Source organism: Bacillus sp. UNCCL81, from assembly GCF_900112535.1.
In the GTDB taxonomy this organism is placed as follows: domain Bacteria; phylum Bacillota; class Bacilli; order Bacillales; family Bacillaceae_G; genus Gottfriedia; species Gottfriedia luciferensis_B.
This window is the reverse complement of record NZ_FOMF01000018.1, coordinates 40,547-53,113: the sequence shown is the minus strand read 5'-3', so window position 1 is coordinate 53,113 and position 12,567 is coordinate 40,547. Positions and strand designations below refer to the sequence as shown.

Below are 12,567 nucleotides of genomic sequence, written 5' to 3'. Positions count from 1 at the left end.
CGCATGCTTTAGTTGAATAAGAACTTTTAAAATCTAAGTTATGTTACTGAAAGTTTTTCTTTAAATTTTTTTCGATAAAGAAAATAGGAATAAATAAAAAAATTATACTTAACCCCATATTAATAAACGTAACTACATCCACTGAAAAAGGTAAAAGATACAAAAGTAATATCACAATCGCAATATTACAGATGCCAAATCTAACGGAATAATAACCTAACAATTTTTGAGCATGATCCCAAGCTTTTTGTGATGCCATAGAACGAAAAGTGCGATAACCATAAAAATGATTGATTTTTTTGGGAGCCCTTACTTTATTTACAACTCCAATAATAACCATAAGAAAAGGAATTAATAAACTGATAAAATATGAAGATATATTATCCACTTTCTCACCCCTATTTAGTAAAATTATGAACCCCTACCGATATACAACTAAGGCACTGCGTTAATTGCATAAACTATTTAGTTATTAAAGTTATTATCCCTATTCTTTTTTCCGAGAGAATAAACTGAAGCAAAAAGAAATATCATAGCTAATCCAACTCCTATAATCATTGAATAATCTAAATAATCTTTAAGTGCCATACCCCCAGCAATAGATGCAACAAACAATAACAAAAAGAAAACTGTATAATTCTTTTTCATAATTTCCCATCACCTCTTTGGTATATTTTACCATAATTATGTGATTTTTTATTGAACTAACCTGCCATTTTGTTGAATAACGAAAGCTGTATTTGGACTAATGATCTTATTCAACATAAGTATGAGTTAGTTCAATAAAAAAGTGTTAAGTAAGACAATAATGATAGCAATTGGAATAAATGTTATTTTTGTTTTTTAAAGAAATAAGATTTCATTTAAAATCGTGATTCGTTTTTCTACTTTTAAATTTCCATTCCACGATATTAACTACAATTAGAAAAATTAACCCCAAAAAAGATAGAGATTCAAGGGTCTTCCTTGATATATCAGAAAACATGTTTAGTCTACTCATAAAGACTGGGGTCAGGCAGAAAACTAAGCTTAAAATCTTTAAAATTATAAAAGTAATCTTGTTATTCAAAAAGCTCCCCCTAAAATTTGTGAATAACACTATTACTTCTATAAATACTATTCTAAATCCTTGTTTCACTAAACTGTCATTATGTTCAATAATTAATAGAAGATTCTTAGTCAAAAAGAAGATCTTTGAGAGAAACAAGGCTGGGCAAGTTATTGGCACATCCGCATCATGCGTGAACTAAACCTTGATTCAAACGAAGCAATCGAATACGCAAAACTAAATGCTGGAGTAGTTCAACCATCAAAAACAAGTATTAATCCATACTACTTAGGACTAAGAATGTTTGAAGATATTGAAGAGCGATATAATAATCCAAGCAAAGAAATGAGAGAGTTAGGTGTAAAACCTGGCAGCGGAAGAGAAAAAATGTTTGAAGTACGAGAATTAGAGTCCGATAGTTCATTTATACGAAACTATTTAACTAAAGATCTTGTCATGCGTGAAGATATGTATCTATTCCAAAGACAAGGTAAGGAGTATAAAGTTACTGATAAGGCATGGGAAAATGTACGAGATCAACTTGTAGTTAGTCGGGTAAATGGAGGATTCCCATATATCGTTGTTCAAGAGGGCGATTACTTAAAAAATGGGGAGCTTTATTTGAAGCATTCCTATGAACATATGGAACTTGATGTGAAGTATGTTGAGAAGGTAATGCCTTATATTCATCAGTTGTGGGGTAGAGGGGTTCATTTGGAGACGAATATTGAGAATAAGTCTGTGTTGTTTAGTTATGATGGGAAAAATATTCATCGGAAGTATATTTAAGACCACCTTTTATGGGTGGTTTTTCTTTTTAAGAGTTAAGGAAAATAATATATTAATTGATTGAGTATTTTTTTTATTCAGACTGAAATAAGTCTTCTTCCTTAAAGTATAATAAAATAAAATCTAAAAATAGGAGTGAAATGCATGGGTTTCGGATTTCGAAAGAGTATCAAAATCGCTCCAGGAGTTCGTTTAAATGTTGGAAGTAAAAGCATTGGGATGAGCGCTGGAGTAAAGGGATTTCGTTATAGTGTGAACAGTCGTACGGGAAGACGGGTTACTGCAAGCATTCCAGGAACAGGGTTATCCTATACTTCCTCATCAAAGGGAAGTAGCCGATCAAGTGCATATCAAAAGCGAAACGAGATTCTTAGAAGACAAAAGGAGCTTGAAAAAGTACAGGAAATTGAGCGAGCAAAGTGGGAAGTAGAAGCATATCAAAATACCATTGATCGTATCCACTCTATTCATATTGAAGCAGACGATGTGATAGATTGGCATGGTATTGCAGACCAAATGGTTCCAGTTGGAATCGGTCAAAATGAAAAAAAGGCAATGGAAAACCGACAAATGTTTAAAGCATCATTCTTTGAAAAACTGTTTAAAAAAGTTGAGAGGAAAGAAGCGGAACTTGATCGATTAATCGAGATTGCTAGACAAGAGGATGAAAAGAGCCGTCAACGAATAATATCCATGAAGCAAACCGCAAAATACATCCTAGCTGGTGATGAAGATGTGTACATACAAGTTTTTGAAGAAATGCAACCATTTGATGATTTGTTAGAATTCGGTAGTCAATTTGAAATAGTAATTGTAAGTCCAACAGTAATCGAAGTCGAATTTGAGGTAAATGGTAAAGAGGTTGTTCCAAAAGAAGAAAAAATGCTGACAAAAACTGGGAAACTAAGTATTAAACCATTAACAAAAACAAAGTACTATGATATTTTACAAGACTATGTATGTAGCACCGCCATACGTGTAGCAAGAGATAGTTTGGCACTGTTACCGATACAAGAAGTATATGTCCATGCTTATGATACGGTATCTAATTCAGTTACAGGGCATACTGAACGTATCTGTATTCTTTCGGTATGCTTTGATCAAGTAACTCTCGATTCATTAAATATGGATGCGATTGATTGTTCAGATAGCATGAACAATTTTGCTCACAAAATGGATTTTAAGAAAACAAAAGGATTTGTGGCAGTAGAACCTTTAATAATAAAGTAGTTCTTGTAATAGTGTTAGAAATGAAAATATGTTAATACATTATTCTTTGAATTGGAAGAAATAAACCCCCACCCGTTAAAGGTGGGATTTTATTTTGTTGTTATGAAAAAATTTAATATTTAAAATATTATGTAATTTGTTATAATTTATCTATTGTAGGAATAAATTCCAGATTTGTTAATTTAAACTAGTTAAATTTTGCTGAAGGCAATTTTAGCTAAGTGATAATTAAAATAAAAATTTTGTGTAAAGTAGGGAAAGTAATGTTAGGTCAGATGATTGAAAAATGTAGTAGAAATATACATAATACAGTACGCCAATTTGATTTCAAATTGATATCAGAAGTAATAAAAAACCTTTTATTCAAGATGTACATATATACAAGCATTTTAATATATTTGTTGTTTGTTAATTTATTAAACTTTAGAAAATGGAATTCGTTTGAATCTCTTGGAATAATAATAGGGTACGTGGTTGTTATACATTTATTTTTGAAATATTTATTTAAGAATGAGAATTTAAATTTCCATTTAAACAACATATTCTTTCACTTAAAATGGTTAATTAAATGGGCTACTTCCCATTTGATAATGGTTTCGGTATATATTTCTTTTACACTTTTTCATATTAGTTCTGCGTCCATCTTTATTATTGCAACTTTTCTAATTTTAATGATTGTACATTTTATAATAAAATATTTACAGGATATGAAGGTAGTAGATAATGATAATCCTTTTTTTGTATTATGGATTGGATTAATTAGTACATTTATAGGGTTTACGCTGTCAACATATACACAGGAGGCTTTTAATGAAAAAGATCAAAATAATAATTTAATAGGCGCATTAGATTTAGCAATAGTCCAAGCAGACAATATTAATGATACTTACAATGATCAAATTAGAAATATTCTACTAAAACTAAAAGAAAAAGATAAAATAACTTTAGAAGATATTACTATAGATTCACTTCCTTCAAATGACGCTTTAGAAGAAATAATTAAAAATGGAGAGCTATACAATAACTTATCTCCAATAGCAATTAATGATATGGGCTTTTTAGATATGGATTTACAAGTGAAGAAATTAAATAATGCATTTGGAGATTCAGATAGTGAGCAACAAAAAGGATTTACAGAGGCGTTCGAACAAGTTAAGAATAAACAAAGTGAAAAAGACTTCAAAGATTTCATAAAATTTTATATAGATATATTGTATTACGTTCAGATAAATCAAAAAGAATTAATTTACATAATGGAAAATGAGAAAGCATTTTTATCGAAAACTATAAATCAGCAAGAATATTTGGAGCGTGTAGACGAAGGGAGAGAAGAATTCCAACAATATTCAGAACGCTTAGAAAAAACTACTCTTACAAGTTATTTAGAAAGTATACAAAAGCATGAATATGGAGTTACATACTCGGATCCTGTTTTTGTACATTTCGGTGAAGGAAAAATGTCTACTAAGTTTGATCAACTAATGTTTAAAGTACAATTCTTTTTTAGAAAGTGGGGAAATTAAAATCTTTAGAAGACGGAAGGCTGGGCAAGTTATTGGCATATCCGCATCATGCGTGAACTAAACCTTGATTCAAACGAAGCAATCGAATACGCAAAACTAAATGCTGGAGTAGTTCAACCATCAAAAACAAGTATTAATCCATACTACTTAGGACTAAGAATGTTTGAAGATATTGAAGAGCGATATAATAATCCAAGCAAAGAAATGAGAGAGTTAGGCGTTAAACCTGGCAGCGGAAGAGAAAAAATGTTTGAAGTAAGAGAATTAGAGTCTGATAGTTCATTTATACGAAACTACTTAACGAAAGATCTTGTCATGCGTGAAGATATGTACCTATTCCAACGACAAGGCAAGGAGTATAAAGTTACTGATAAGGCATGGGAAAATGTACGAGATCAACTTGTAGTTAGTCGAGTAAATGGAGGATTCCCTTATATTGTTGTTCAAGAGGGCGATTATTTAAAAAATGGGGAGCTTTATCTGAAGCATTCCTATGAACATATGGAACTTGACGTGAAGTATGTGGAGAAGGTAATGCCTTATATTCATCAATTGTGGGGTAGAGGGGTTCATTTGGAGACAAATATTGAGAATAAGTCTGTTTTGTTTAGTTATGATGGGAAGAATATTCATCGGAAGTATATTTGAGCCACCTTTTATAGGTGGTTTTTTTTATGTTTAGAAGTATAGAATTCTTTTTCGGTAAGATGCCAGCTTGAATACTGATTATATTTTTTTGTTAGGTATTTAAAATTTTAAACTCTCGGTATTTGAGCTACGGCAGTGAAATAGTCGACCAACGCTAGTTTTTGTATATATTCTGGAATTTTAAGTGAATTTATCTTGCAAAAGAACAGGATAGCAATAAAAATTAAGATATAATTAAAAAATTAAGGAGCGAATCAATGAAAAAATACTTCCAACTTTTGATAGTTTTACTTTTGCTTTTTTCTCTTTTTCCAGCCAAAAAATTCGCTGAAACGACAACCGGAACCGAAATTTATGGTGTCATTAGCGAGAACAGAACATTAACAAAAGAGGGATCCCCTTATATTCAAACAGGTATAATTGATATCTATCCGGGAGTCACGCTTACCATAGAACCTGGTGTACAGTTGATTGGAAAAAATGGGTTATGGATCTCTGTTAAAGGTAAATTACAGGCTGTTGGTACGGAACAAGACCGCATTTTATTACAAGATGTTTATGTAAAGGGTACTGATTTTAATAACAGCACGATTCAAATTGAGTATGCCGACCATTTTCATCAAACTACATACAATGGTGGTTTCCTCGTAACCACAATGAAAAAAATGTTACGCTACGACATAACCAATATCGAAACGGTTCCATTTTTCTTTCGTCCTCTAATTTGGACTCTGTGATCGAGCATAATTTTTTTAGTCAAAAAGCAACGCTAGATGTTAATAATGGAAGTGGTAAAGTGATGATAAAAAATAACACCTTTATCAATCCAATTGATCATTATGCTCCAGATATTAACTTGAATAGTAGAGAACCTGACGGTGGAAATCCAAATATTTTTATTAACGAAAACAATTTCTTCGGTTACCCTCGAATAAAGGTGAAAATCTCTGGATATAATGGGATAATCTTTGATGGGAAAAATAATTATTGGGGTGTGACAGATTCCAGTCAGATTAACCAAGGAATTGTCGATTATCGAGATAAGTTAGACATCTCTTCGAATACATATAAACCATTTGAAAATAGCTACCCAAAAGGAGAATTGGGCGTATTCGTCACAAGCGTGAGCGATCATGACCAATCTATTAATGGCATGACTGATGCGGACAGCCTTGTGGAAATTTACCATAATGATGTGAAGATCGGTGAGGGAAATTCACTGCCGGATGGAAGTTTTCAGGTTCCAATCGAACTCCAACGAGGCGGAACCGTCTTATCGATAATAGTAAGAGATAGTTTCAACAGAACAGGTCCAATGACGAAAGTGACAGTGATGGATAATACGCCACCAGAAGTCCCTAGCGTAAATGAAGTGACTGATACTGAACTAGCAATCACAGGTACAGCCGAGCCATTATCCACCGTAGTGGCGATGGTTGGTAGCGAATTAGTCGGTAAGGATGTAACAGATGAAAATGGTTATTTTTCGATTGCAATTAAAACATTAATGGCTGATTCACAGGTACGTGTAATTGCTATAGACGAGTCCGGAAATAGGAGTGAAGCTAAGACTGTTACGGTGATCCACCGAGCACTCCCAGTCGCACCACAGCTTATAACTACTGAAATGACTGATCAATCGACTAGTATTAGTGGATATGCAGACAAAAACTTGATAATTAAAGTGTTTGCTGGTGAAACACTCATTGGTTCGTCCTATGCTTTAGATGGTATGTTTTCAATACATTTCCAACCACAAGTAGCCGGCACGATAATGAAAGTTTTTGCAGAAGATCAAGATCAAAATAGGAGTGACATCATTCAATTAACAGTGAAGGATGTGACAGCACCTTCGTTAAAACTTTCCTTTGATTTTCCACTAACTGACGCATCAAAGGAAGTCATCGGCAACTCGGAAGCAGGGGCAAAGATCACGATCAGAAATGGGGAAGAAATTGTCTCTGATGGCTATGCAAAGAATGATGGTAGTTTTGCAATAGCAATGCAAAAAGCAGGTACAGTTCTATACGTGACTGCAAGTGACGCTGCAAATAATGTAAGTCCAAGTGTAACTACCACGGTGATTGATAAAACTTCACCGCCAGAACCAATCGTTAATCCTGTTACCAATAAAGATGGAAAAATCTCAGGAAAAACGGAAGTAGGAGCAACTGTTAAAGCTGTTATAGGTAATAAAACTTACAACGCCATTGCTGATGTAAATGGTATTTTTAACATTATGATCCCGATTCAAAATAGTGGAACAGCGATTTCTGTTACTTCAACCGATCTTGCACAGAACCAAAGTCAGTCCAAAAATGTGGTGGTTACAAGAATTTCTCCAAATATTCCAGTGGTTAATACGATAACAAATAAATCTACCACAGTAACAGGGGTAAGCGAAAAAGGAGCCACGGTTACCGTGAAAGTGGGGACATTATCCTATAGCGGCATTGCTGATTCTTATGGGAAGTTCACAGTCAAGATATCTACTCAAAACAGTGGTGTAAAATTGAGCATTACTGCAAAAGATGCAGCAGGTAATATAAGCTTACCAAAGGAAATGCAGATTACTAGAGTTGCTCCAAATATTCCAGTGGTTAGTACGGTAACAAACAAATCTACTACAGTAACAGGGGTAAGTGAAAAAGGAGCCACGGTTACCGTGAAAGTGGGGACATTATCATATAGTAGCATTTCTGACTCTTACGGGAAGTTCACAGTCCAGATATCTACTCAAAACAGTGGTGTAAAATTGAGCATTACTGCAAAAGATGCAGCAGGTAATATAAGCTTACCAAAAGAAATGCAGGTTACTAGAGTTGCTCCGAATGTCCCGGTGGTTAACACACTCAACAATAAAGCGGCAACTGTTACTGGAAAAACCGAAAAATATGCGGTAGTAACAGTTAAGATTGGTACAAATTCATACACTTCTAAGGCTGATAGTGTAGGGAATTTCAAAGTGTCGATACCGATTCAAAACAGTGGGGTATCATTTAATGTAACTGCAACTGTAGCTGGAAAAGTTAGTAATGCTAACATCTTAAAAGTTACTCGTGTCGCACCGAATATACCGGTGGTGAGTTCAGTTAGGTATTATTCAACAACAGTTACTGGGAAGACGGAAAAGTATGCAATTGCTTCAGTAAAAATCAGTACAAAAGTTTATACTTCGAAAGCAAATAGCTATGGGGAATTTAAGGTGAATATACCAAAGCAAAAGGCCGGTACATATTTATATGTAACCGTAAAGGATGCAAAAGGATTAATTAGTGCAACAAGAACTGTAAAGGTCTATTAAAATCTGCATGAAATATGAAAAGCAGTGGAAACTCAATTCCACTGCTTTTTTGTTCAACCCTAAATATAAAACATCTACTGACAAATTAAGGAAAATCATTTTTTCTGGATTTCAGATTGGTTAAAATCTTTGTTTGCTGGACTAATACTAATAAATTTTTTTGTTGGAAAAAAGAAGATCTTTGAGAGAAACAAGGCTGGGCGAGTTATTGGCACATCCGTATTATGCGCGAACTGAACCTCGACTCAAACGAAGCAATCGAATACGCAAAACTAAACGCAGGTGTTGTACAGCCATCGAAAACAAGCATTAATCCATATTACTTAGGATTACGTATGTTTGAAGACATTGAAGAACGATACAATCATCCAACAAAAGAAATGCGTGAGTTAGGTGTTAAACCTGGCAGCGGAAGAGAAAAAATGTTTGAAGTGCGAGAGTTAGAGTCTGATAGCTCATTCATACGAAACTACTTAACTAAAGAACTAGTAATGCGAGAAGATATGTATTTATTCCAGCGCCAAGGTAAGGAGTATAAGGTTACCGATAAAGCTTGGGAGAATGTAAGAGATCAACTTGTTGTTAGTAGGGTAAATGGCGGATTTCCTTATATTGTTGTTCAAGAGGGCGATTATTTAAAAAATGGTGAGCTTTATTTGAAGCATTCCTATGAAAATATGGAACTTGATGTGAAGTATGTTGAGAAGGTTATGCCGTATATTCATCAGTTGTGGGGTAGAGGGGTTCATTTGGAGACGAATATTGAGAATAAGTCTGTGTTGTTTAGTTATGATGGAAAGAATATTCATCGGAAGTATATTTAGAGCCACCTTTTTTAGGTGGTTTTCTTAATGGATTAGAAAGTATAAAATTCTTTTTTGGTAAGTTAACCTTATTCAACTAAATGGCAGTTTAGTTGCATAAGGATTCGTATATTTTTGTGTTAATTTATACTAATTTAAGATGCTTTTTACTTAAATGAACTTATTAATACTATTAAATTAAGGCTAAAATAACCCAACTTTAAAATTGAAGGAATGATAGACCTAATTGTAGAAATTAATCCTAATAAAGATGGTAACTAATCGTAACTACTCTGTATAAGTAAATAAACAAACATTAGGAGATAGAAGATGAAGAAATTAGGGTTAGCATTAATTTTTGTTGTAATTATTTTAAGTAGTTGTTCCAATCAAGATAAAACGGAAAAAGTTATTCTTACAGGAGAAAATGATAACTGGAATATCAAATATACTGCACTATACATTCACGGTGAAAAAACTCTCACAGGTAAAGATATTCTTCAAATTCAGTATAAAAAATCGGGAATGGATTTATTTAACGCTCATACATATCAGTTAACTCTCAACATTGCAGGTAACACAACTCAATTAAAAGAAACAATGAGTCAACCGATATTTGATACTAAAAAAATAGAAATCAGGACCAATAGCATAAGAGATGCTCGGTCAAATGAAACAGCAAAGATAAGCTTAGTACTTGGTGATAATAAAGAAGAAACGATAATATTAAAATCGAAAAAGTAAAATGTATTAGCTATTCTTATTCAACTAACGCATGCAATAGTTGAAGATCACAAGCTGCTAATATGCGGCTTTTTGTGCGACGGGCAGTCGCATAGGGTGCTGACTTAGTCAGCGCCCTTCATTTGCTTATCTAGACAGAGACGACACCTCGGTGTGACGACTGAATGAAGGATAAATTAATGACTTCCAGATGGTGAAAATCCATCCTCGAGGAGACTGACCTAGCTCGAGAAGTCTAATCTAGGGCATTATCGTGAGGTATTGTCTGAAGGAGATGCGGTAAATCGAGAGACCCGTAGACGAAAAGATAGACCCTAATGCAAGAAGTGTGAAGCACGGGGGCGGAGTAAGTTAGCGACTTTTCGAAGAGTGAGGAAGCCCACTAAAATGGCATTTTCTTTAGAAGTCAGAACGAGGAAAGGTGGCTTATAACTTGATGGTGCAGGGTATGTCTTGAAGGAAAATGCGATGACCCCGTGAGGTCTCTACCTTACCGAACAGGCAGGGTTCTAATCTATAAGGGAAATCCGAAGTGATGATGAACTGGTAGAGAAGTCAGACATTCTCATAGTACAGAAGTAGTTTGATGACCATAACATCGAATGAACGGAAGGGGAACGACCTATGACTCCAAGTCATGGACAAGATGGAATGTTAACAATCAAGTTACCGAGGTAAAACCGTTTGGATGAACATCAAGGAAAGGCATGGAATACGTAATGAATCAAGAGTGGAAATTTAAATTACACAGTGTTTATGGTCAATTATTATTCGACCGCAAATTAACTCAAAGCTTTGAACAAGTTAAGGCGAATAAAGGAACAGGTGGTATTGATGGTGAATCAATAGAAAGCTATGAATCAAACCTGCATGAAAATATCATGTCTTTACTTGAAAAGTTGAAAGCAAAGACTTACCAAGCACAACCAGTTAAAAGAGTATACATACCAAAGAAGAATGGAAAGAAACGTCCTTTGGGAATCCCGACAATATTACTGTAGAATCTATGAAAATACAAAATACAAATCTAAAAAAATATATAAACAGCCATCCAAGATTTGTTTTAATCTAATTAATTGGGCAAAATAACGTTGGTAAGTAAGCTTATTGGTAAAGAATAATGGGGAAGTATGTGTTTTTGGGAATAGCAATAATTAATATTTAACAAGTTAAAACAATTGTAGCACGACAGATTTTTCAATTTTTGCTACTGCTGTATAAATTGTGATAATAGACAAGTTTGTCATATCTCCTAAATTTTCACTTATAATTGGATTGGCTAACGATACTTGATTTTAATTTGTGAGTATTAATTAAGCTTTAAAAAAAGTAGATTATATAATACAATTTTTTTAGCACATACGTTTGTTCTGTATTTACTAATGGTAGGTTAAATGCTTGTGAGAAAAAATTCAACTAATGGGAGTGAAGGAAATGACAATTTCTGATATTGCCAAACTAGCTGGGGTTGCTAAGAGCACTGTATCACGTTATCTTAACGGAGGATCAGTTAGTGAAGAAACAAAAAGAAAGATTGAAAATGTTATTATAAACACTGGGTATATTCCAAATACTTTCGCACAAAGTCTCAAAGCAAAGAGAACAAATATTATAGGCACAGTTATTCCTCGTCTAGATTCATATGCGGCTGCTAAAACATTAATTGGAATTGATGAGGAATTAAGGGCTTTAAATTGTCAAATGCTTATATCAAATACTAGTCAGGATTTAGACCGAGAGCTTGAAAGCATTTATGGCTTTGCAAGACAAAAAGTAGCTGGAATAATCTTGATGGCTACACAGATAACAGATGCGCATTTAGAGGCGTTTAAAAAAATACAAATACCTGTCATCTTAGTTGGTCAACTCCATCACGAAATATATAGTTTAATTCATCAAGATTACGAATCTGGTTACGAGATGGGTAAATATGTTTTGTCAAAGGGACATCGTAACATTGCATTCCTAGGTGTTACAGAAAAAGATATTGCTGTAGGTGTTAGACGTAAAGAAGGATTTAAAAAAGCTTTAGAGGAAGTAGTAGATTGCAATGTAAGATTCCATGAAACAAGTTTTAGCATGATGGAAGCTTTAAAACAGGCCACATTGATAATTGAAAAATATAAACCTTCAATTATAGTGTGCGCAACAGATAATATAGCACTTGGAGTTTTAAAAGCTGCATCTTTAAAAGGGTTAAGGATTCCCGAAGACTTATCAATTACAGGATTTGGTGGATACGATGTTACAGAGGTGATTCATCCAGGATTAACCACTATTAAGTATTTTTATAAAGATGCAGGTCAAGTGGCCGCTAGGAATATAGTTAAATTAGTTAATGGGGAAGATGTCAATAAAGTTACACATTCGAAATTTAAATTAATCGAAAGAGAAAGCGTTGACAATCGAATTGTTAATATTTTATAATCAAGTTGAAACCGGTTCCAAAAAATATGATTTATTTTGAAACCGGTTCCT

9 protein-coding genes and 3 pseudogenes are annotated in these 12,567 nt (G+C 33.7%); 10 read left to right on the top strand and 2 right to left on the bottom strand.

Annotated elements, in window-relative coordinates; translation table 11 throughout:
- Window positions 1–43: 43 nt before the first annotated feature.
- Window positions 44–388 carry an SdpI family protein gene (locus tag BM319_RS23090; protein ID WP_091023754.1) on the bottom strand — a complete coding sequence of 115 codons (345 nt, stop codon included), beginning with the start codon at window positions 386–388 and terminating at the stop codon, window positions 44–46.
- A 77-nt stretch (window positions 389–465) separates the two neighbouring features.
- On the bottom strand, window positions 466–648 hold the full coding sequence (locus BM319_RS23085; RefSeq protein WP_069033017.1) for a hypothetical protein: 183 nt from the start codon (window positions 646–648) through the stop codon (window positions 466–468).
- Window positions 649–1,204: 556 nt separating this feature from the next.
- Between BM319_RS23085 and BM319_RS23075 the strand changes: the two are divergent.
- The 10 genes and pseudogenes from BM319_RS23075 to BM319_RS23030 form a co-directional block, all read left to right on the top strand.
- Window positions 1,205–1,837: pseudogene (locus BM319_RS23075) on the top strand (SpoVR family protein); the annotation flags it as partial.
- Between the two features lie 144 nt (window positions 1,838–1,981).
- Window positions 1,982–3,067, top strand: coding sequence for a DUF4236 domain-containing protein (locus BM319_RS23070; RefSeq protein WP_091024871.1), 1,086 nt, complete (start codon window positions 1,982–1,984; stop codon window positions 3,065–3,067).
- Between the two features lie 584 nt (window positions 3,068–3,651).
- Window positions 3,652–4,590: a hypothetical protein gene (locus BM319_RS23065; RefSeq protein ID WP_139226564.1), complete on the top strand. Its 939-nt coding sequence runs from the start codon at window positions 3,652–3,654 to the stop codon at window positions 4,588–4,590.
- Window positions 4,591–4,605: 15 nt separating this feature from the next.
- Window positions 4,606–5,238: pseudogene (locus BM319_RS23060) on the top strand (SpoVR family protein); the annotation flags it as partial.
- Window positions 5,239–5,495: 257 nt separating this feature from the next.
- Complete coding sequence (locus tag BM319_RS23055; protein WP_091024867.1) at window positions 5,496–5,975, top strand: hypothetical protein; 480 nt, start codon at window positions 5,496–5,498, stop codon at window positions 5,973–5,975.
- Between the two features lie 62 nt (window positions 5,976–6,037).
- Window positions 6,038–8,542 carry an Ig-like domain-containing protein gene (locus BM319_RS23050; RefSeq protein WP_091024865.1) on the top strand — a complete coding sequence of 835 codons (2,505 nt, stop codon included), beginning with the start codon at window positions 6,038–6,040 and terminating at the stop codon, window positions 8,540–8,542.
- Between the two features lie 191 nt (window positions 8,543–8,733).
- Window positions 8,734–9,366: pseudogene (locus BM319_RS23045) on the top strand (SpoVR family protein); the annotation flags it as partial.
- Between the two features lie 309 nt (window positions 9,367–9,675).
- Window positions 9,676–10,089, top strand: a complete 414-nt coding sequence (locus tag BM319_RS23040) for a hypothetical protein (protein WP_091024863.1) — start codon at window positions 9,676–9,678, stop codon at window positions 10,087–10,089.
- Between the two features lie 719 nt (window positions 10,090–10,808).
- Window positions 10,809–11,090, top strand: a complete 282-nt coding sequence (locus tag BM319_RS23035) for a reverse transcriptase family protein (RefSeq protein ID WP_175403457.1) — start codon at window positions 10,809–10,811, stop codon at window positions 11,088–11,090.
- 433 nt (window positions 11,091–11,523) lie between these two features.
- A complete protein-coding gene (locus BM319_RS23030) occupies window positions 11,524–12,516 on the top strand; it encodes a LacI family DNA-binding transcriptional regulator (protein ID WP_286143888.1) in 993 nt (330 codons plus the stop codon).
- Window positions 12,517–12,567: the final 51 nt, after the last annotated feature.

Coding starts and splice junctions, on each gene's coding strand:
- BM319_RS23030 (WP_286143888.1), top strand. CDS start 11,524: ATGACAATTTCTGATATTGCCAAACTAGCTGGGGTTGCTAAGAGCACT.
- BM319_RS23040 (WP_091024863.1), top strand. CDS start 9,676: ATGAAGAAATTAGGGTTAGCATTAATTTTTGTTGTAATTATTTTAAGT.
- BM319_RS23070 (WP_091024871.1), top strand. CDS start 1,982: ATGGGTTTCGGATTTCGAAAGAGTATCAAAATCGCTCCAGGAGTTCGT.
- BM319_RS23055 (WP_091024867.1), top strand. CDS start 5,496: ATGAAAAAATACTTCCAACTTTTGATAGTTTTACTTTTGCTTTTTTCT.
- BM319_RS23035 (WP_175403457.1), top strand. CDS start 10,809: ATGAATCAAGAGTGGAAATTTAAATTACACAGTGTTTATGGTCAATTA.
- BM319_RS23050 (WP_091024865.1), top strand. CDS start 6,038: ATGATAAAAAATAACACCTTTATCAATCCAATTGATCATTATGCTCCA.
- BM319_RS23085 (WP_069033017.1), bottom strand. CDS start 648: ATGAAAAAGAATTATACAGTTTTCTTTTTGTTATTGTTTGTTGCATCT.